At 60.6% G+C, this 21,629-nt stretch carries 16 protein-coding genes; 2 read left to right on the top strand and 14 right to left on the bottom strand.

The genetic code is table 11. The features are described 5' to 3' along the window. Window positions 1-50 precede the first annotated feature (50 nt). From ureC to urtA, 11 genes are all read right to left on the bottom strand, one after another. On the bottom strand, window positions 51-1,751 hold the full coding sequence (gene ureC / locus ACM6I5_RS27290; protein WP_414885043.1) for an urease subunit alpha: 1,701 nt from the start codon (window positions 1,749-1,751) through the stop codon (window positions 51-53). A 180-nt stretch (window positions 1,752-1,931) separates the two neighbouring features. Beyond that, window positions 1,932-2,240: an urease subunit beta gene (locus ACM6I5_RS27295; protein ID WP_017336308.1), complete on the bottom strand. Its 309-nt coding sequence runs from the start codon at window positions 2,238-2,240 to the stop codon at window positions 1,932-1,934. Further along, complete coding sequence (locus ACM6I5_RS27300) at window positions 2,240-2,773, bottom strand: GNAT family N-acetyltransferase (protein ID WP_017336309.1); 534 nt, start codon at window positions 2,771-2,773, stop codon at window positions 2,240-2,242. Before ACM6I5_RS27300 ends, ACM6I5_RS27295 begins: the two co-directional genes overlap by 1 nt. A 6-nt stretch (window positions 2,774-2,779) precedes the next feature. Then, the gene (locus ACM6I5_RS27305) at window positions 2,780-3,313 is read right to left on the bottom strand and encodes a GNAT family N-acetyltransferase (protein WP_017336310.1); all 534 of its coding nucleotides are present in this window, start codon (window positions 3,311-3,313) and stop codon (window positions 2,780-2,782) included. Between the two features lie 9 nt (window positions 3,314-3,322). Then, window positions 3,323-3,625, bottom strand: a complete 303-nt coding sequence (gene ureA / locus ACM6I5_RS27310; RefSeq protein ID WP_007907366.1) for an urease subunit gamma — start codon at window positions 3,623-3,625, stop codon at window positions 3,323-3,325. Window positions 3,626-3,718: 93 nt separating this feature from the next. Beyond that, complete coding sequence (locus ACM6I5_RS27315; protein ID WP_414885044.1) at window positions 3,719-4,558, bottom strand: urease accessory protein UreD; 840 nt, start codon at window positions 4,556-4,558, stop codon at window positions 3,719-3,721. A 30-nt stretch (window positions 4,559-4,588) separates the two neighbouring features. Then, a complete protein-coding gene (gene urtE, locus ACM6I5_RS27320) occupies window positions 4,589-5,287 on the bottom strand; it encodes an urea ABC transporter ATP-binding subunit UrtE (RefSeq protein ID WP_008031204.1) in 699 nt (232 codons plus the stop codon). Between the two features lie 140 nt (window positions 5,288-5,427). After that, entirely contained in the window at window positions 5,428-6,297 is an 870-nt protein-coding gene (gene urtD / locus ACM6I5_RS27325; protein ID WP_414878195.1) for an urea ABC transporter ATP-binding protein UrtD, read from the bottom strand. Next, complete coding sequence (gene urtC, locus ACM6I5_RS27330) at window positions 6,294-7,373, bottom strand: urea ABC transporter permease subunit UrtC (protein WP_414885045.1); 1,080 nt, start codon at window positions 7,371-7,373, stop codon at window positions 6,294-6,296. Before urtC ends, urtD begins: the two co-directional genes overlap by 4 nt. Continuing rightward, complete coding sequence (gene urtB / locus ACM6I5_RS27335) at window positions 7,373-8,875, bottom strand: urea ABC transporter permease subunit UrtB (protein WP_414885046.1); 1,503 nt, start codon at window positions 8,873-8,875, stop codon at window positions 7,373-7,375. Before urtB ends, urtC begins: the two co-directional genes overlap by 1 nt. A 212-nt stretch (window positions 8,876-9,087) precedes the next feature. Continuing rightward, window positions 9,088-10,353 (bottom strand): urea ABC transporter substrate-binding protein, encoded by a 1,266-nt coding sequence (gene urtA, locus ACM6I5_RS27340; RefSeq protein WP_017336315.1) that lies wholly within the window; start codon window positions 10,351-10,353, stop codon window positions 9,088-9,090. Between the two features lie 291 nt (window positions 10,354-10,644). Between urtA and ACM6I5_RS27345 the strand changes: the two genes are divergently transcribed. Beyond that, the gene (locus ACM6I5_RS27345) at window positions 10,645-15,171 is read left to right on the top strand and encodes a hypothetical protein (protein ID WP_414885047.1); all 4,527 of its coding nucleotides are present in this window, start codon (window positions 10,645-10,647) and stop codon (window positions 15,169-15,171) included. A 133-nt stretch (window positions 15,172-15,304) separates the two neighbouring features. Further along, complete coding sequence (locus ACM6I5_RS27350; RefSeq protein WP_414885048.1) at window positions 15,305-18,643, top strand: hypothetical protein; 3,339 nt, start codon at window positions 15,305-15,307, stop codon at window positions 18,641-18,643. A gap of 32 nt (window positions 18,644-18,675) precedes the next feature. On the opposite strand, the gene ACM6I5_RS27355 is transcribed toward ACM6I5_RS27350, so the two are convergent. The 3 genes from ACM6I5_RS27355 to ACM6I5_RS27365 are packed head-to-tail and all read right to left on the bottom strand — an operon-like array spanning window position 18,676 to window position 21,415. After that, entirely contained in the window at window positions 18,676-19,686 is a 1,011-nt protein-coding gene (locus tag ACM6I5_RS27355; protein ID WP_414885049.1) for a FecCD family ABC transporter permease, read from the bottom strand. After that, the gene (locus ACM6I5_RS27360) at window positions 19,683-20,630 is read right to left on the bottom strand and encodes an ABC transporter substrate-binding protein (RefSeq protein ID WP_017336320.1); all 948 of its coding nucleotides are present in this window, start codon (window positions 20,628-20,630) and stop codon (window positions 19,683-19,685) included. The genes ACM6I5_RS27355 and ACM6I5_RS27360 overlap by 4 nt, the downstream gene beginning before the upstream one ends. Then, window positions 20,627-21,415 carry an ABC transporter ATP-binding protein gene (locus ACM6I5_RS27365; protein ID WP_017336321.1) on the bottom strand — a complete coding sequence of 263 codons (789 nt, stop codon included), beginning with the start codon at window positions 21,413-21,415 and terminating at the stop codon, window positions 20,627-20,629. The genes ACM6I5_RS27360 and ACM6I5_RS27365 overlap by 4 nt, the downstream gene beginning before the upstream one ends. Between the last annotated feature and the right edge of the window lie 214 nt (window positions 21,416-21,629).

Consider the following 21,629-nt stretch of genomic DNA (forward strand, 5'->3'; position numbering starts at 1 on the left):
TATTGCTTTACGCCGGGGCCCGGCAAGGCCCCGGTGATCCAGTCAACCGATCAAAACAGGAAGTAACGCTGAGCCATCGGCAGCACATCCGCTGGCTCGCACCACAGCAGGACACCGTCGGCCTTGACCTGATACGTCTGCGGATCGACATCGATACTCGGCAGGTAGTCATTGTGGATCAGGTCGGTTTTCTGCACCTCACGGCAGCCTTTGACCACAGCGATTTTCTTCTTCAAGCCCAAGGCTTCGGGAAGACCGGCCTCGTGCGCCGCCTGGCTGATAAACGTCAGGCTGGTGGCATGCAGCGAGCCGCCGTAACTGGCGAACATCGGACGGTAATGCACTGGTTGCGGTGTCGGAATCGAGGCGTTGGCATCGCCCATCAGACTGGCGGCAATGGCGCCACCCTTGAGGATCAGCGTCGGTTTGACCCCGAAGAACGCCGGGCGCCACAGGACCAGATCTGCCCATTTACCCACTTCTACCGAGCCCACTTCATGACTGATACCGTGGGTGATTGCCGGGTTGATGGTGTATTTGGCGATGTAGCGTTTTGCGCGGAAGTTGTCGTTGCCTTCACCATCATCGGGCAACGGGCCGCGCTGTTTTTTCATCTTGTCGGCGGTCTGCCAGGTGCGCGTAATGACTTCACCGACACGGCCCATGGCCTGGCTGTCGGAGCTGATCATCGAGAACGCGCCGAGGTCGTGGAGGATGTCCTCGGCGGCAATCGTCTCGCGACGGATACGGCTTTCGGCGAAGGCCACGTCTTCGGCAATGCTTGGGTCCAGGTGGTGGCAGACCATCAGCATGTCGAGGTGTTCGTCGATGGTGTTGCGGGTGAACGGCCGGGTCGGGTTGGTCGAACTCGGCAGCACGTTGGCAAAGCCGCAGGCCTTGATGATGTCCGGTGCATGCCCGCCGCCCGCGCCTTCGGTGTGATAGGTGTGGATGGTGCGGCCCTTGAAGGCGGCGAGGGTGGTTTCGACGAAACCCGACTCGTTGAGCGTGTCGGTGTGGATCGCCACCTGCACGTCGTACTGATCGGCGACGCTGAGACAGTTGTCGATACTCGCGGGTGTGGTGCCCCAGTCTTCGTGCAATTTGAGACCGATGGCGCCGGCCTTGACCTGTTCGATCAACGGCTCCGGCAGGCTGGCGTTGCCCTTGCCGGTAAGGCCGATGTTCATCGGGAAGGCATCCGCCGCTTGAAGCATCCGCGCCAGGTGCCATGGGCCGGACGTACAAGTGGTCGCGTTGGTGCCGGTGGCCGGCCCGGTGCCGCCGCCGATCATGGTAGTGACGCCGCTCATCAAGGCTTCTTCGATCTGTTGCGGGCAGATGAAGTGGATGTGGGTGTCGATGCCGCCGGCGGTGAGGATCATGCCTTCACCGGCGATCACTTCGGTGCTGGCGCCGATGGCGAGGGTGACGTTGGGCTGCACGTCCGGGTTGCCGGCCTTGCCGATGCCGGCGATGCGCCCGTCCTTGAGACCGACGTCGGCCTTGACGATGCCCCAGTGGTCGATGATCAGCGCGTTGGTGATCACGGTATCGACGACTTCGGCGGCCAGTAGCTGGCTTTGGCCCTGGCCGTCGCGGATGACTTTGCCGCCGCCGAATTTCACTTCTTCGCCGTAGGTGGTGAAGTCCTTTTCCACTTCGATCCACAGCTCGGTGTCGGCCAGGCGGACCTTGTCACCGACGGTGGGGCCGAACATGTCGGCGTAGGCTTGTCTCGAAATTTTCATATGTTTGCCTTGGAAAGTGCGGCAGTTCGCTGCCCATTGTGGCGAGGGAGCTTGCTCCCGCTCGGCTGCGCAGCAGTCGTAAAAATCTACCGTCTGGGTGTATTCAGATAAATCGCATTAGCTGTCTTGCGTGCGCTTCGCACTCGAGCGGGAGCAAGCTCCCTCGCCACAAAGACGGTGTTAATCGAGGTCACCCATGATCCTGCCGGCAAACCCGAACACCCGGCGATGCCCGGCCAGGTCGACCAGCTCGACTTCGCGGCTCTGCCCCGGCTCGAAGCGCACGGCGGTGCCGGCGGGGATGTTCAGGCGCATGCCGCGGCTGGCGGCGCGGTCGAAAGTCAGGGCGTCGTTGGTTTCGAAAAAGTGGTAGTGCGAGCCGACCTGGATCGGCCGGTCACCGCTGTTGGCGACTTTCAGGCTGACGGTGCGGCGGCCGGCGTTGAGTTCGATGTCGCCGGGCTGGATCTGGAATTCACCGGGAATCATCAATGGGCTCCCTGGAGAATTTTGTAGTAAAGGGCGGTCGGCTTGTAGCGGCCGCTCGGGTCGCAGGCGTAGTCGGGGATTTCGCCGGCCCGGCTGTAACCCAGTGCCTTGTAGAAGTCCTCGGCAGGGGAGCCGGCTTCGGTGTCGAGGTAGAGCATGCCGCGCTTGTGCTGGAGCGCGGCCTGTTCCAAAGCGCTCATCAACTGTTGGCCCAGGCCACGGCGGCGCGCGTGTTCACGCACCAGCAGTTTCTGCACTTCGGCGCGGTTCAGACCATTGGCTTTCTGACACAGGGTCAGTTGCACACTGGCCTGCACCTGTTCGTCCTTGACCACCACCCACAGCAGCACGTTGCCCTTGTTGAGGTTGTCCTGAACTTCATCGAAATAGGCGCGTGCCTGAGTGGCATCCAGATCGGCCATGAAGCCGACACTGGCGCCATAACCCACGGCGTCGAGCAGCAGATCAATCAAACCCTGGCGATAGTGCGCGAAGCTTTCAACATTGACGCGGCGCAGTTGGGCGGCGTTCATCGGGCGTTACTCCTTGCTGGCGGGCGACGGTTCGGCGCCAGGGTTGAGGGTCAGTTGCATGAAGGTCAGGTCCAGCCAGCGACCGAACTTGGTGCCCACCTGAGGCATTTGCCCGGTGGTCACGAAACCGACGCGTTCATGCAGGCGGATGGAGGCGGCATTGCCGCTTTCGATGGCAGCGACCATCACATGTTTGTCGCAGCCTTTGGCGCGTTCGATCAGCACGTCCATCAATTGCGGACCGAGACCATTGCCGCGCTGGTCGCTGCGCACATAGACCGAATGCTCGACGGTGTGGCGGAAACCATCGAACGGTCGCCAGTCACCAAATGAAGCGTAGCCGAGTACGCTGTTATCGCCGTCGACGATCACCAGGATCGGATAGCCCTGGGCTTGCCGGGCGCTGAACCAGGCCTGGCGGTTGCCCAGGTCGACAGCCTGGTCGTTCCAGATCGCCGTGGTGTTGAGTACGGCGTCGTTGTAGATGTCGCGGATCGCCGGCAGGTCGGCGTGCACCGCATCGCGGATGTGGTAAGTCATGGCACGGCCTCAGGCGATGGGTTGGTGGACGGTGACCAGTTTGGTGCCGTCGGGGAAGGTGGCCTCGACCTGGATCTCCGGGATCATCTCCGGGATGCCTTCCATCACTTGTTCGCGGCTGAGCAGGGTGGTGCCGAAGTGCATCAGCTCGGCCACGGTCTGGCCGTCACGGGCGCCTTCGAGCAGCGCTGCGGAAATATAGGCCATGGCTTCCGGGTAGTTGAGTTTCACGCCGCGCGCCAAACGCCGCTCGGCCACGAGGCCGGCGGTGAAGATCAGCAGCTTGTCTTTTTCGCGTGGGGTCAGGTCCATCGTTTGGAATCCATCCGGGCAGATAAAAAAGAGTTGGATCTGCTGGCGCAGATCCCTGTGGGAGCGGGCAAGCCCGCTCCCCGGGATTGCATTTCAGGTGCTCCATATTCGGGGTGAGACGGCTTCTCGGTCGAGGAGTGCCGGCCTGAGCATCCGCCACAAATCAATCAGCCAGCCCCGCGCCAGCAATGCCTCACGGGCCAGGCATCGTGCAACCAACAGCCCCGGCAACTGCGTCAAATCCCCGCGTACTTCATGGTTCAGCGAACGGCATTTCTCCAGCAGCTCGCTATCAATCTCCCCCGTTACCAACAACGTCGCAAACACCGGTTGCCCATCCATCCCGATCGGCGAATCGAGCAAACCATCACCGCCGACAATGCGCTGGCGTTCATGCCAGAGCAACTGGCCGTCGCGACGGATGTCCAGCTGCGCCTGGAAATGCCCGAGGTCAAAACGCTCGCCACTGGCCGGGCGGCCCAGCGCCACGACGTCCCAGTAGAACAACCGCCCGTCGCCTTCCAGATCGATGGACGTGCTGAGCTCAGCCTGGGCGGCGCTGAAGATAATCGTCTCTTGCGGCAGCCACTCCAGTGTCGCGCCGCTGGCTACTTTCAGATCAAGTGTCTGATAAGCCGGCCCGGCCGCGCGATACCACTTGGCAGCGCCGGGGCTGGTAATTTGCGCCCACGCCCCGTGGCCGACACTGGCGCTGATGTCGAGCCGGTCGCCGCCGGCAATCCCTCCGGGCGGATGCACGATGATGTGCTGGCACACTTCGGGCCCTTCGGCATACAGATGTTTCTGCACCCGCAACGGACCTTTGTGCCGGCGCTGAACCGGGCGCGTGCTGTCGCCGAATCGGGCATAGCCCAGTTCCAGCTCGGCGTGCCAGCTAGGCGTGAACAGCGTGGTGTGGGCAGGTAAATTCATGGTTTTCAGTTATCGTCAGGATGCTGCAGATTAAATCGTAACCAGACCGCGTACACCCTCGGCTTCCATATTTTCTCCGCGACCCTGCTGCACGATCTCGCCGCGTGACATCACCAGGTATTGATCGGCCAGTTCGGCGGCGAAATCGTAGAACTGCTCCACCAGCAGAATCGCCATGTCGCCCCGTGCCGCGAGCTTCTTGATCACTGCGCCGATCTCCTTGATCACCGAAGGCTGGATGCCTTCGGTCGGCTCGTCGAGAATCAGCAACCGCGGTCGGCTGGCCAATGCCCTCCCGATGGCAAGCTGCTGTTGCTGACCACCGGACAAGTCACCGCCGCGCCGTTGCTTCATTTGCAGCAGCACCGGGAACAGCTCGTAGATGAACGCCGGGACTTCCTTCGCTTCACTGCCAGGAAACCGCGACAGGCCCATCAGCAGGTTTTCTTCCACGGTCAACCGGCCAAAAATCTCCCGGCCCTGAGGCACGTAAGCGATTCCGGCGTGAACCCGTTGGTGCGGCTTGAACGTGGTGATCGGCTTGCCTTCCCAGTTCACCGCGCCTTCTTTGGCCGGCAGCAATCCCATGAGGCATTTGAGCAGGGTGGTCTTGCCCACGCCATTGCGCCCGAGCAGGCAGGTGACTTCACCGACCTTCACGTCAAACGTCAGGCCCCGCAGGATGTGGCTACCGCCGTAGTACTGGTGCAGCTTGTCGACTTGCAGCATGTCCAGATTCCTTGAATTTCAAACAGACCCCCTGTGGGAGCTGGCCTGCCAGCGATGGGGGCGGTACATCCAGCATCGATGTTGTCTGACCCACTGCTATCGCTGGCAGGCCAGCTCCCACAGTGACCGTGTTGGCAGGTTCAGCGACCGAGGTACACCTCGATCACCCGCTCGTTTTCCTGCACCTGTTCCAGCGACCCTTCGGCCAGCACGCTGCCCTGGTGCAATACGGTGACGTGGTCGGCAATCGAGCCGACAAACCCCATGTCGTGTTCCACCACCATCAGCGAATGCTTGCCCGCCAGGCTTTTGAACAGCTCGGCGGTGAACTCGGTTTCGGCGTCGGTCATGCCCGCCACCGGTTCGTCGAGCAGCAGCAATTGCGGGTCTTGAACCAGCAACATGCCGATCTCCAGAAACTGCTTCTGACCGTGGGACAACAAGCCTGCCGGGCGATTGACCGAGGTGGTCAGGCGAATGGTCTCCAGCACTTCGCTGATGCGATCCTTCTGTTCTCCACTCAAGCGAGCCCGCAGGCTGGCCCACACGGACTTATCGGTTTTCTGCGCCAGCTCCAGGTTTTCGAATACGCTCAGGGCTTCGAACACTGTCGGCTTCTGGAACTTGCGGCCGATGCCGGCCTGGGCAATCTGTACTTCGCTCATCTGCGTCAGGTCGAGGGTTTCACCGAACCAGGCTTTGCCATGACTGGGGCGAGTCTTGCCGGTGATCACGTCCATCAGCGTGGTCTTTCCCGCGCCGTTGGGGCCGATGATGCAGCGCAATTCGCCGACGCCGATGTACAGGTTCAAATCGTTCAGAGCCTTGAAACCATCGAAGCTGACGCTGATGTCTTCCAGGGTCAGGATGGTGCCGTGGCGGGTATCCAGGCCGGGGCCGACGCGTTGGCCGAGGCCGATGGCGTCGCGGCTGCTGCCGGCGTCCTTGTTCGGGTTCGGTGGATAAAACGCCGGTTCGAGCATGAATTCAGCCGTCGCAGTCACTCTCATTGGTCACCCCTTTTCTTCAGCAGGCCGATCACGCCTTTGGGCAGGTACAAGGTCACGACGATGAACAACGCGCCGAGGAAGAACAGCCAGTATTCCGGGAATGCCACGGTGAACCAGCTCTTCATGCCGTTGACCACGCCAGCGCCAAGCAGCGGCCCGATCAGTGTGCCGCGACCGCCCAGCGCCACCCACACCGCGGCTTCGATGGAGTTGGTCGGCGACATTTCGCTCGGGTTGATGATGCCGACCTGCGGCACATACAGCGCACCGGCCAGACCGCATAACACCGCGCTCAATACCCAGACAAACAGCTTGAATCCGCGAGGGTCGTAACCGCAGAACATTAGGCGGTTTTCTGCATCGCGCAACGCGGTCAGCACCCGGCCGAACTTGCTTTGCGCCAGGCGCCAACCGATGAACAGACTCGCCACCAGCAACAGCACCGTTGCGAAAAACAGCACGGCGCGCGTCCCCGGTTCGGTGATGCCAAAACCGAGAATGGTGCGGAAATTGGTGAAGCCGTTGTTGCCGCCGAACCCGGTTTCGTTGCGGAAGAACAACAGCATTCCAGCGAAGGTCAGGGCCTGGGTCATGATCGAGAAATACACGCCTTTGATCCGCGAACGGAAGGCGAAGAACCCGAACACCAGCGCCAGCAACCCCGGCGCCAGTACCACCAGGCACATCGACCAGAGGAAACTGCTGGTGCCGGTCCAGTACCACGGCAGTTCGGTCCACGACAGAAACGTCATGAATGCCGGCAAGCCATCGCCCGAAGCCTGGCGCATCAGGTACATGCCCATCGCATAACCGCCGAGGGCGAAGAACAGACCATGGCCGAGGGACAGCAGGCCGGCGTAGCCCCAGACCAGATCCAGCGCCAGGGCGACAATGGCGTAGCAAAGAATCTTGCCCACCAGGGTCAGCGTATAAGCCGAGACATGAAACGCGCTGTCGGGCGACAACAGGGACAGCAATGGCAGCGCCAGCAGCAGAATGAGGATCACCGCGCCGACGGCAATCGTGACTTTGGGGCCGGCCTTTTGGCTGGCCGTGAGCATCAGGGGCTGGTTCATCAGTCGATCACCCGTCCTTTCAGTGCGAAGAGGCCTTGCGGACGTTTCTGGATAAACAGAATGATCAGCGCGAGGATCAGGATCTTGCCGAGCACGGCGCCGATCTGCGGTTCGAGAATCTTGTTGGCGATGCCCAGGCCAAACGCGGCGAACACGCTACCGGCCAACTGACCGACACCGCCGAGCACCACCACCAGGAACGAGTCGATGATGTAGCTCTGGCCGAGGTCCGGGCCGACGTTGCCGATCTGGCTCAGCGCGACGCCGCCAAGGCCGGCAATGCCCGAGCCTAGGCCAAAGGCGAGCATGTCGACGCGCCCGGTGGGCACGCCGCAGCAGGCCGCCATGTTGCGATTCTGAGTGACGGCGCGCACGTTCAGGCCCAGGCGCGTCCTGTTCAGCAGCAGCCAGGTCAGCACCACCACAAACAGCGCGAAGGCGATGATCACGATGCGGTTGTACGGCAGCACCAGATTGGGCAGCACCTGAATCCCGCCGGACAACCAGGCGGGGTTGGCCACTTCCACGTTCTGCGCGCCGAACAACAATCGGACCAGCTGAATCAGCATCAGGCTGATGCCCCACGTCGCAAGCAGGGTTTCCAGCGGGCGACCGTAGAGGTGACGAATCACCGTGCGTTCCAGCGCCATACCGATCGCGGCGGTGACGAAAAATGCCACCGGCAACGCGATCAATGGATAGAACTCGATGGCTTGCGGAGCGAATCGCTGGAACATCAGTTGCACCACGTACGTCGAGTAGGCGCCGAGCATCAGCATCTCGCCGTGGGCCATGTTGATCACGCCGAGCAGGCCGAAAGTGATCGCCAGACCGAGCGCCGCGAGCAGCAGGATCGAGCCCAGCGACATACCGCTGAAGGCTTGCCCGAGCATTTCGCCGATCAGCAGTTTGCGTTTGACTTGGGCCAGGCTGGTTTCGGCAGCCGTGCGCACATTGGCGTCAGCTTCGATACCCGGTTCCAGCAGACTCTCGAGACGAGTGCGGGCCAATGGATCGCCGGTTTCGCCGAGCAGACGCACAGCGGCGAGGCGCACGGCCGGGTCGGTGTCGACCAGTTGCAGATTGGCCAGGGCCAGGCTGAGGGCGGCGTGGACGTTTTCATCTTTTTCGCCAGCCAGTTGCTGGTCGAGAAATTTCAGCTGCGCGGGTTTGGCGCTTTTCTGCAATTGCTGCGCGGCAACCAAACGGGTTTTGGGGTCCGCGGCGAGCAATTGGTGGCTGGCCAGCGCGGTGTCGATCAGACCCCGCAGGCGATTGTTCAGGCGCAGGGTTTTCGGTTGACCGTCGACCGTCAACTCGCCTTGTTGCAGGGCGTTGATCAGTTCGACACGGGCCGGATCGGGCTGCGCGGCCCAGGTTTCCAGGAGTTTGGCTTGCTGCGCGGGATTGGCGGCGACGAAGTCTTCGGCGTCGCTGGCGTGTACGGCCATCGGCAGTAACAACGCGATGGCGAGGATGAAGCGGTAAAGGGCGGTGGGCATATGCATGGCCTTGCGCGGACTAAATGTGGAGACAGACTTACTGTGGCGAGGGAGCTTGCTCCCGCTGGACTGCGCAGCAGTCCCCTTCTTTCCAGGTCAGTAAGGGGGCCGCTTCGCGGCCCAGCGGGAGCAAGCTCCCTCGCCACAAAAGCCCGCTCTCACAGGAGTTTTGTCGGGCCCGGGGCTGTGTGCCAAGCCCGACATCCAATGGCTTAGTTGCTCTTCACCGCATAATCCGGCTTCTTGTCGTTGCCGGGAATGAACGGGCTCCACGGCTGGGCGCGGATCGGCCCTTCGGTCTGCCACACCACGTTGAACTGACCGTCCGCCTGGATCTCGCCGATCATCACCGGCTTGTGCAGGTGGTGGTTGGTCTTGTCCATGGTCAGGGTGTAACCCGACGGCGCGGCAAAGGTCTGGCCGGCGAGGGCTTCGCGGACTTTGTCGACGTCGGTGGACTTGGCTTTCTCCGCCGCTTGCGCCCACATGTGAATGCCAACGTAGGTGGCTTCCATCGGGTCGTTGGTCACCGCTTTGTCGGCGCCCGGCAGGTTGTGTTTCTTCGCGTAGGCTTTCCAGTCGGCGACGAATTTCTTGTTCGTCGGGTTCTCTACCGACTCGAAGTAATTCCACGCCGCGAGGTTGCCCACCAGCGGTTTGGTGTCGATGCCACGCAGTTCTTCTTCACCGACCGAGAACGCCACGACCGGAACGTCGGTGGCTTTCAGGCCCTGGTTGGCCAGCTCTTTATAGAACGGCACGTTGGAGTCGCCGTTGACGGTGGAGATGACAGCGGTTTTGCCGCCCGCCGAGAATTTTTTGATATTGGCCACGATGGTTTGATAGTCGCTATGGCCAAACGGGGTGTAGACCTCTTCGATGTCCTTGTCGGCCACGCCTTTGGAGTGCAGGAACGAACGCAGGATCTTGTTGGTGGTGCGCGGGTAGACGTAGTCGGTGCCGAGCAGGAAGTAACGCTTGGCGCTGCCGCCTTCTTCGCTCATCAGGTATTCCACTGCCGGGATCGCCTGCTGGTTCGGCGCGGCGCCGGTGTAGAACACGTTCGGCGACATTTCTTCGCCTTCGTATTGCACCGGGTAGAACAGCAGGCCGTTGAGCTCTTCGAACACCGGCAACACCGATTTACGCGACACCGACGTCCAGCAACCGAACACCACAGCGACCTTGTCCTGGGTCAGCAGTTGACGACCCTTTTCCGCGAACAGCGGCCAGTTCGACGCCGGGTCGACGACCACCGGTTCCAGCATCTTGCCGTTCACGCCGCCCTTGGCGTTGATCTCGTCGATGGTCATCAACGCCATGTCTTTCAGGGACGTTTCGGAGATCGCCATGGTGCCGGACAACGAATGCAGAATACCGACCTTGATGGTCTCGGCGGCCTGGACAGTCCAGGTCATGCCCATCGCGGCAATGCTTGCCGTGAGTGTAAAAGCCTTGATCAAGCTGCGACGCTTCATTGTGCGATCTCCATGAATTTATGAATTTTCTTGGTTGGCAGATGCGGACTACTGAAGGGTCTTTAGCAAGGGCTGTGCCTGTTCGGCAAAGGCCGGGAAAACTCGGGATAGAGCCTTTGGTGGACTGGGGCGCGCACCAGACTGGGGCCTGAGTGCAAGGCAGGTGCACCTGCGTGCGCAGCATTGGTGCTGACGGTGTTTAACAGCAAATCCCGGCAAGCGATAAATATGTACCGCCCGTTGCGCTGCGCAATCTTGATGATGAGGGACTCTCAATCAGGCGAGCAGAGCATGGACAGCACTTCGATCAATACACCTTCAACCACCCGGGCGACGGCACGATTTCCCGCCCTGGGACCAACATTCATGAGCGCCGATGATGCGGCCTATTGGGCGCATCGGCAGATTGGCGCGCGCTATGACCAGCACTACGGCGGCGTAATCCTGCAACGGGCCGACGGTAAATATCAGCCCACGTTTCCTGTGCCAGGCAAGAAAGGGCGTTTCGATTTCGACACCCTGCTGTCTGCCGACAACCCTGGGGAGCTGTTCGTCTCCCCTGGCTACAGTGGCGCTGCGTATTACTTGTCCCATTCGGCCAATCACGCCGAAGTCCTGCGTGTTCACCCAGGCTGGACGAACGAGCAGATCAAGTTGAGCCTCGGTTTTTTTTCGAGACACTACATCCTCAGCGACATGCAGGATTCGGGTGCCTATGGACAGCGCCACTATTTATCGGGGCCGGATGGCTCTCTGATCAAATACGAGTCCACTCAACCGGCAGAGGAGAAAAAGCTCTTTGAGGTGGCGTTCAAGGCTTTCGGGCCGTTCTCCGACGTTGAGCGATTGATTCAAAAATTGGCCACGACCGGCACGCTGAGCGTACTGGTACCCAACGCTCAGTGGGGCGGAGTGCGAGGAAACGTGTCGGCGAGCTGGAGCCTCGGTACTGCCGCGCAGCGAAGTCCGACGCCGGTACAGCCGTTTTTTTGTGCGGTGTCCGATCAAGTGGACAAGGCGATTGAAGCCGTAGCAACGACGCTCCCCCCGACGTCCGACAGCCTTTATCTAGGGTTTGTGGTGACCTCTGCCGGCAGCTCGGAATGCATGGCGACTTATCCGGTTCTTTCCAGCAATCCGGCAGCCGAACTGTTCAAAACATTTCCGATGCGAGCGGATCGCAAGTTGGAGCCTTTGCTCGATTTCGACCTCAACGGCGTCTATTTCATATCGCACAGTGATGGGGCGCAGAGTGCCAGCGAGCCTTGGCTGTATGAGCGGTTTTTTTCACCGGACGAGCTGGCGGCTGGCATCAGGTTTTCGCTGTGGGATGTTTACCGGCAGGAGTACCCGGACTATCTGAAGGTGTACGCCCGGACCCGCGACGGTGCCGTTTTGCAGTACCAGCCTTCGGCGCACCAGCGTGAAGCTGCGCTGAAGGACAGCACAGACTTCAACGCGCGACTGAAGGAAGGTACGCTCAAGCCTGCGGTTTACGTCAAGCAGGTGGCAGCAGCCGGCGAGTTGACGGTGCTGAAGGACAGCGCGTTATGGGATGTTGTCGGGAACGTTGGCACCGACTGGCAACCCTATGCGAGGTCAAGGCGTTTGAGTCCCGCTTTCCTCCTCGCCGACGATGCTGCACGGTTTGCGCATGGGTACATCGGCAGCCGCCGTGAACAAGGCTTTGTCGGGATGATTTTGCAGGATCAAGACAAACGTTTTGTCGCCACTGAGCCGGTTATCGGCGCGCAGCCGCGGTTTGCCCTGGACCGGCTCTGTCCTCTCGACGCCTCAGGAGCACCGATCGTACTGCTCGAGGGACACTCGTTTTATGGGTTGTACGCTTCACGCTGGCAAACGGACTCAAGTGCTGTTGTCCGTGCCGACGCAGAAGAGCAATTGACGCAGGCGCAAATGTTCACCACCGAGGACATTCGCTCAGTGCTCGCCAAGAGCGCGCATGTTGCCGATTTTTACCTCTCAGGTTCGCCAGACAGCCTGCTGGCTTACAGCCCCGATTTATCGAAAGTGGCCGCTCGCAACAAGGTGAAAGAGCGAGTTACCTTGCTTGCCGATGATTCCACCTTGATAGACCGGGAGCTGGCAGTCGGCACACTGGCACCCGATGCCGTGGTCGAAGAATTGGCCGGGACTGGCCGATTGCGTGTGGTCGCGGGCAATGATGTGTGGGGGCCGCGGGGAACGGTGCTGGGTGATGAATCAGCGCCCGCAGGCGTTTCCGTTCCGGTGCTCGGCGCGATTTTTTCCAATGCCGAAGACGCGGTGCTGAACGCCCGTCATCGCGCCCGGCTCGACTACCGTGCGGCGGCTGCGGGTTGGGGTTTTATCCTTAAGCACAAGGACCGCGAAGAGTATGTGGCGACCGAAACGGTGCCTGCCAGCCACCTGGGAGCGCTGAACCAGGCTAGCGACTTTGGCGCGCCCGTATTGATCGACGAGTTTCGCACCCTCGCGCTTTATTACTCGGCAAGCTGGATTCCCGATGGGTTATCGACAACGGACGCCTGGTTTGCCCGTCATTTTGCTTCCATGACCGAACTGGCTGCGGCGATCCATGACGACGATGGCACCCAACGCCTTACGCATTTTCAGGACCTGAGCGTTTTTATCGCGACCCTGGATGGGGCCTTGTTGCGCTATCAATATTCGGCCACCTCAACACAATTCGACGCGAACGGTTTGCAGCAGCTCAAGTCGCTGTTGCTCAACGCCACGCCGCCCTTTGCCAACGTCATTCAATGGATCGCCAAGGCCGGAGAGCTGAAGGTGCTGCGTACCAGTGAGCTGTGGGACGAGACGGGCATTGTCGGCGCCGATTGGAAATCCTATGTACAGCTCCAGCGACGAGCGCTCAGCCCGGTCTTTGTGTCGCAGGATGATGCAGTGCGCCATGCGCTGGAGCAGTTGGGCTCGAGGCGAGAGCGGATCTACGGTGGCCTGGTGCTGCGTCGGCTCGATGGTTTGTTTGTCGCAACATTGCCGGTGGCCGTCGAGGTCGAGAATTTCCCTGCCAGCTGGATTCGCCTGGACGAGTTGATCGAGCAGGGACTGTTTCTGGCCGGGAGCACGGTTGTCGCCCGCTACCATTCGCGAATGCAGGTCGAACCGATTTTCGCGCTGTCGAACCGCGAGCGGGACGTGTACCTCACCATGTTCTCCACTGATTTTCTGGCGGCAATCCTGAGCGGCTCGTCGCTTTCGCCCGGCAAGGAATATCTGCTGGGGCTCGACGGCAGCCTCATCAGCTACACCCTCAGCGCCAGTGCTGCGGAAAAACAACTCGCGCGGTCATTGGCGTCCCCCAGTCAATTGCAGCGCCGGCACACCCCGATAGAGCTGCAAATGCGCAATGGCACGCTGACCCCCAGTGAATACGTCAATCAGGTTGCAAGAGCCGGTCGGTTGCAAGTGATCAAAGGCAGCCGACTGTGGGGCAAGGCCAGGCAGTTGTCGGTATGGAGCGCTTATTCCGAGGGAGGCCCTTCGCAAGTGCATCGGTCGGCTATTGCTGATCCGGCGTTCAGTCCGGTCTTCACGCAAATGGACGACGCCGTACGGCATGTCCACCGAGCGGTTGGCGTTCGAACCGGATTGATGTTCGGGTTCATACTCAAGGCGCTGAACGCCGAGCGGTATGTGACGACGATGCCGATCGACGGGCGGCGAGGAAGTCTCGCCGTCGAGAAGGTATTTCCCGACGGGCTATTGCCTCTGGGGTACCGCGTGGAGGGGATTTTTCTGTGTTCCTCGGCCGGAGCGGGGCGACTGCCGCACGACTTGAATCAGAGTTTCATCTCGCCTCGGGATCTGATGTACGGGTTGGACGCTGTCCGTGTGCGCACGGAGGCAGTCACTGCTTTCCTCTCCGTCTTTGTGTCCTGTGCCGATGGCGCCTTGTTGCGATACAAGCCCAAGTCCATCGCACCAGAGTGGACCCAGTTGCAGGTCGCGCTCGCCTACGAAAAGGTCCTGCAATCTGGAAGCGAAACGCTGTTCGAATATCTGCGTAAAGTGATCGCAAACGGTGAGTTGCAGGCAGTGGTGCGCAGCGCTTTCTGGTCGCCGTTCAGGGTGGACTCCCGAGGTGTCAAAACCGGCATCGGGTTGGTGAGATGGGCGCCGGATAACAGCTTTGCCCTCGGGCCTGTATTCGCACATGCGGATGATGCGGCCCGTTCGGCCCAAAGACAGATTGGCGATTACGTTGCTCAGGAGTTTCTGGGGGGGATCCTGATGCATGAGGCGAGCGCTTCATTCGTTGCTGTCGAGCCGCTTGAAGACGGCCCCGACAGTGGCGCTGCCAGTTCGCTGTTTTACTCGGGGGTGGGCGGGCCCATTGCCCCTGTTTCCATACCGGGGGCGCAACCATTGCCATTACCGATATTTCCTCCGGACTACAAATGGGTCGCCGTTCATCAGTTCTACAAACGCTTCAACCTGTTGGTCAAGGACCCCTCTGCGATGGATCGATTGCTGCTGGATAACCTGGCCCTGGCGGACCTGTGGTTCAGTCGGGACGTGGTGAAAAAGAGCGGGGTCTCCGGCGGTAGTTGCTACTTCTCCGGTCGCGGGGGCGCGCTGTTCAAATTCACCCCCAGTTTCTCGGCACAGGAAACCGCATTTTTCAATGAGGAAGCAAAGGACGGGGTCGCTGCTTACCTCGCTCGACTCGCAGGCGTCGGCCGGCTTGAAGTCGTGGACACCGATGGTTACTGGCGCCGCCTCGGACGTCTGGACTCGACCTGGACGCCGACGGTACAACCGGAGGTGAAGCCAGACCGTGACGAGCTGTAGAACGCCTGATGAGCCGTGCCCACACGTACGCAAGCAGTTCGGGGGGGGGGGAGGAATAACTATGTACCGCCATGGGCGTATTTCACAGTGCGACAGTGAGTGTTCAATGAAGACTCACTGGAGTACTCCCATCATGGATGAACAACCTCAACAGCCTGACTCGACAAATGCTGTATCAACACTAAGTGTATTGGGCCGGACCTTTCTTTCGGCGGACGACGCCGCCTGTTATGCCCACGAACGGGTAGGGCGGCGCCGTAATCGCGGTTACTACGGCTATATCCTCCAGCGAGATGATCAGCGGTACGTGATTACTGAGCCCGCCGAACAATTGGCCAGTTCGAGTACGCATCACGAGCGAGTCCCCGACAATCATGTCTTGCACAGTCGGTTTTACGCTCACCCCGCGCTTTCGACACTCGACGCACACGCAGCAGCGGATCTGGAATGGTCCGTCGAAGATGCGGCAACGAGCTTGCTGATGTTCAATGTCAAAGCGTTGCGCAATAGCCTCGCAACCGACCTGTCGGCCTATCTGTCGGGGGCCGAAGACAGCTTGATCCGGTTCACCCCGGACCGCTCTCGCTCATTGGCGCTACTCAAACAGTTGGGAACCAGCCAATCGCCCGGCAAGCTTGCCCTCGACCTGGAAAAGGGCGTGGTCAAACCGGAACAACTGGTGACAGAGGCGGCGGCCGCCGGCGATTTGCAGGTCATTATCAGCAACGGTCGCTGGCGACCTCGGGGGAAAGTCACGGAGCACTTCGTTCCCGGCCCCTGGGAACGGAATGTCCCGGAGAGAGTGTCGTTGGGGGCGGTGTTCCAGTCGGCCGACGCAGCGGCGCTCGATCGTTATGCCCGAAACACCGGACAACGTGATGAAGGACAGACCTGGTTCGGCTTCATTCTCAAGCACAGGGACAAAGAAGAATATGTCGCTTCAGAACTGGTTCCCGTCAGCTATCCAAGAGACAAGCTTTTCCTGGAGCGCAGTGTGTTCCGACGTTCCCCAACGTCCGGGGACTATGTTTATCCCGAGTCCTTCGCTCCTCACTCCTATTTCTATTCGCGCCAGCGGGTCAACCATGAGCGGGATGCGCCCCGACGCTGGCTGGCCGAGCATTTCATTGTTCCGAAAGATTTGTGGGTCGCTGTCTACAACGCCAAAAAACGCCCTGTCTTCGGGGAAAGAGTTCCGGCGCTACTCTACGTGTCGACGCCGGATGGCGCACTGCTGAAGTACGAGCCCCGACCGGACACCCCGCTGTTCGACAACGATGTTCCGAACATGGGCCTGGAGGCCATTCAAAACAATCTGGCCAAGGGCGTGTCGAGCGCAACCGATTTTGTCGCGACGGTCGCCCGCAACGATGCATTGCACGTGTTGCGCACCAGTGTGTGCTGGGACAGGAAAGGGCTGGTGGGCGCCCATTGGGCGCCGAGCCAGAACGTGCAGCGTCGTTCGCTCGGTCCGGTGTTCCTGACGGCCGATGACGCCGCCGTGCATGCTCGTTCACAAGTGCCTGCCGGCACGCCAAGGGCATTCGGTGGTCTGATTCTCCAGCGCTCTGATGGGCGTTTTGTGGCCACTGATCCTGCCGATATCCCCCGGGAAGACTTCGATATCAAGTGGATCTTTGCGGATGCAGCGATCGAGCTCGGTCAGTTTCCGACAGACTGCACGATCGTGGCGCGTTATCGCTCACGGGTGCTGCGCGCGTTACCCGTCCTGTTATCGGACGTCGACAAAGAGCTCTATCGCAACATGCTCTCTGTCGATACCGTTTACACCGCCTTCATGCGCAGAACACAGGCGCTCGATGAATACCTGTTTGCACCCGACGGATCGATCATCCGTTACCGGATCGGCGCATGGGAGCGCATCCGCGCGGACCTGGGCATAGCGATCAGCCTGTCGGGTAAACCGGCTCGTGATCTGGACGCCACCTGGATCAAGGATCAGATCCATGCCGGTACGTTGACGCCGACAGCGTGGGTTAAAAAACTGGTCAATTGCGGGTATCTGAAAGTGGTTGCAGGAAGCCGCCTATGGGGCCCGGCTCGAGAAGTCACGGAGTTTGAACCGTATCAGACGATACCCCAAACGACGGGTTACCCAAGGGCCTTGGTGGAGCCGGCTTACACTGCAGTCTGCATCCAGGAACAGGATGCCGCCCGCCTGGCACATGAACAGGCGGGCAGTCGTTCATTACCCGGCTTTGGATTTATCCTGCGCAACGCTCGCGATGGTTCATTCCTCGCGACGCTGCCCGTGAGTGTGCGCAACTCACGGTTGGCGTATGACCGTGTGTTTCCTGGCGTATTGCCTTACCGCTACGTGGACAGTGGGCTCATCCTGTGTGCGGTCGCTACGCCTCCGGGGCTGCCGGACGATGACTACCGGCACTTCTTTTCGCCCATGGAGGTGAGTCTGGCGCGTGACAGCGTCCGTACGTCTCACGGGTACAGGCCGATTTATTTTTCCTGTGGCGACGGCGCCTTGCTACGTCTTGAACTCGCGCCGTTCGATCCGGTGGTGTCGCGGGACAAATTTGGCCAGGTGCAGGTCAGGGACAACCCGTTTGCGACAACGGCGCAGGCTCAACGTGATCAGGACGATATCAACCGTGGCTCATTCAAACTGACCGATTACATTCGGCGTATGGCCGCGGCGGGGAAACTGGAGGTGCTGTTGACCAGCGCTTATTGGTCCCGTGCGGGCGAGGTGGGTCAGGACTGGTTTGCCGGTATGCCGTTTGTGTCCGTCGAAGCAAGGTGGGCAAACACCTCCAGTCTGCCGTTTGGGCCGATGTTTCATCATCCCGACGATGCTGCTCGTTATGCTCAGTTTCGAGCGGAACACTTTAATCGGGGATTGGCGTGTACAAGCGCAATCCTGGCCAAACCCGATACCTTTTCATACGTCGGCATGCAGCCCCTCGCTGGCACGAGTCATCCCGATGCAGCCATCAGGCTGATCTTCCGCACTGCCAACGACCTTTCAACTGCACCAGACACTCGATTGCCACGCTTGCCTGACGGCTACACATGGATGGCCAGTCATCAGATTGATCAGTCAGGCAAGGTGCAAGCGGGATCGGATGCCGACGTTGAGAACTATGCTTCTCCCGAGTCGATTCATTCGCACACCCAGGTCGTGAAAAACAAAGGCTTCGATATCACGGCTTTCTACTATTCCTCACGCGACGGCGCATTGCTGAAGTACGTACCGACCTATTCGATAGCGGAGCAAGCACTGCTTAACGTCATGCTGGTGCAGCCTCCCAATGATCGATGGACCACCGTGATGTCGTTCGAGGCGTTCATTTCCAGGCTGGCTGACACCAGCCATTTAGAAGTATTGAGGGCCGCCGGTTACTGGCGCCAGCCCGGGCGACTGGGCGCCGACTGGAAAGACGTGCGCCAGCAGTTTCCCGACGTATCCGTCCAATACCCCCGGGATGAGTTGTAACCGTGTCCGCAGCCTGACCACCTCGCACCCGGTCAACGCTTGCGCATGAGGCCGATGAAAAACAATCCGCCAATCGCCGCCGTGGCCACGCCTATGGGCAAGTCCTCGGGGGCGATCAGGGTGCGCGCGGCGACATCGACCCATACCAGAAACACACTGCCCAACAGCACGCACACCGGCAGCAATCGCCGATGTTCAGCCCCCACCAATCGGCGTGCGATGTGCGGCACCATCAACCCGACAAATCCGATGGACCCACTGATCGACACCAGCACCCCCGTCATCAGCGACGCAATCAAAAACACGCGCAGGCGTACGCTACGGGCGTTGAGCCCCAGCGTCACGGCCGTCTGTTCACCCGCCATCAACGCGTTCAACGGACGGGCCATGCCCAGCAACAAAACCAGCCCGAGCAACACGCTCGCCGCCGGCACCGCGAGCAATTCCCAGCGCGCCAGTCCGAGCCCGCCCAGCATCCAGAACATCACCGCCGAACTGGCACGGTGATCGCCGAGAAACAGCAACAGATTAGCGATCGCCATCATCACGAACGACACCGCCACGCCGCACAACAGCAGCCGGTCACTGTCCAGCCGACCGTTGCGGTTGGCGATCACCAGGACGATCAGCATGCTCAGCAGTGCACCGATAAAGGCGGCGATGGGCAAGGTCAGCAGGCCGACGATTTCACCGACATGCAGCACCACGATCACTGCGCCAAGTGTCGCGCCGGACGTCACCCCGAGCAAATGCGGATCGGCCAGCGGGTTGCGCGTCACCGCTTGCAGCACCGCGCCGATCAACGCCAGGCCGGCGCCCACCAGCGCGCCGAGCAACATGCGCGGCACGCGGATCAACCACACGATGTGTTCCTGACCGGCTGTCCAGCTCACCTCGCCAAAGCCAGACACCTTGTGCAGCAAAATGTGCCAGACCGCGTCCACCGGCACCCGCGCCGGGCCGAAGCCCAGTGACACCACGCACGACACCATCAACAGTGCGCCGAGGGCGATCAGCAACAAGGCGTAGCGACGACTGGTCATTCGCCGTGGAAACCCTTGGCCAAGGTTTCAACCGCCAGCACGTTGTCGATGCCAGGCGTGGCCTGCACATATGGAATGACGATGAAGCGCTGGTTCTTGATCGCGTCCACCGATTGCAGCGCCTTGTTGTTCAGCAGGAATTGCACCTTCTGCTCGGCGGTGACCTCGCCGTAGTCGACGATCACGATCACCTGCGGATTGCGCTCGACCACGTTTTCCCAATTCACGCGGGTCCAGCTCGCGTCGGTGTCATCCAGAATGTTGCGCCCGCCCGCTGCGTCGATCAGCGCTTGCGGCATGCCCAGGCGACCCGAGGTCATGGCGCGGTCTTCGCCACTGTCATAGAGGAACACGCGGGGTTTTTTGGCCGGCAGATCCTTGCGCACGTCCGCAACTTGCGCCTGCATTTGGGCAATCAAGGCGTTGGCACGATCCTGCACATCGAAGATTCTGCCGAGGTTGCGCAGGTCGTTGTAGGTATCTTCCAGCGTGGCGGCCGGTCGCTTCATCACGAACGCGCAGGATTCGGTCAGCTCGTAGACGTTGATGCCCAGCGGCTGCAACGTCTGCGGCGTGAGATCACCGCCGACGCGCATGCCGTAATCCCAACCGGCAAAGAAGAAATCGACGTTGGCGTTGAGCAGGGTTTCCACTGACGGGTATTTGGCCGCTAGCTCCGGCAGGCCGTCGAGGATGGTCTGCATCTGTGGTGTGACCGATTTCCAGCCGGTGACGCCGCTGTAGCCGGCCATGCTCGGCTTGAGGCCGAGGGCGAGCATCATTTGCGTCATGTTGATGTCATGGCTGACCGCGTGTTTCGGCGCTTGCGCGAAGGTCACTTCGCGGTTGCAACTCTGGACCGTCAGCGGATATTTCGTTGCTTCGGCAAGCGCTTGGGCACTGCCCAGCAACAGCGCGACGCACAGCAGGGAACGCAAAGTCATGGTTGGGTTATCCAGGTGATTCGTGGGTAGCCGTGCAGAGGGTGTTCATCGATCAGCGCTTCGACGCCGAACACATCACGCAGCAGCGGGGCGGTCAGGACTTCTTTGGGTGTGCCGCTGGCGACGATGCGGCCGTGATCGAGCACGTACAGCCGATCACAGAACGCGGCGGCGAGATTGAGGTCGTGGATGCTCGCCAGGGTGCCGATCTGCAGGCGCTTGACCAGTTGCAACAGCTCCAGCTGATAGCGCGGGTCGAGGTGATTGGTCGGCTCGTCGAGGATCAGCAGCTGTGGTTGCTGGGCGAGTGCGCGGGCGAGGATCACGCGTTGTTTTTCACCGCCGGAGAGCGTGGCGAAAGCGTGGTCTTCAAAACCGTTGAGGCCGACGGATTCCAGTGCTTGCGTCGCGAGGTTTCGGTCTTCGAGGGTGTCGCCGTCGAACAGGCCTTTGTGCGGTGTGCGGCCCATGGCGACCACTTCATCGACGGTCAGCCCGAAGGCGTCAGGGAATTCCTGCAACACCACGGCGATGCGTTGCGCGCACCAGCGCGAGGATTGTTTCCAGACGTTGTGATGATCGAGCCGGACCTCGCCGTTTTCCGGTTTGCTGAAGCGGTAGGCGCAGCGCAGCAGACTGGTCTTGCCGCTGCCGTTGGGACCGATCAACCCGACAAACTCACCGGCGGCCACGTGCAACGAGGCATCACGCAGCTGGAACTGGTGATGACAGTGGCCGTGGCCCATGGGTGTCCAGGCGAGGTTTGTGAGGTTCAGCGAGGTCATTGCATTCCTGATTGATCGTTTTAACTGTACACATCACCTGTGGCGAGGGAACAAACGCCCTCGCCAAAACAGCTTCGGCTGCACTTGGGCACTGTTCAGGGCAGCAGGCAGAGGCCGGTCAAGAGGTACTGTTCATCGGGATGGTGAATCACTTCTTCAAAAGAAAACCCGCAGCCATGGCTGCGGGTTGAATGATGCACTCGAGTTATACAGT

The organism is Pseudomonas sp. IT-P171, assembly GCF_949767765.1.
GTDB lineage: Bacteria > Pseudomonadota > Gammaproteobacteria > Pseudomonadales > Pseudomonadaceae > Aquipseudomonas > Aquipseudomonas fluorescens_B.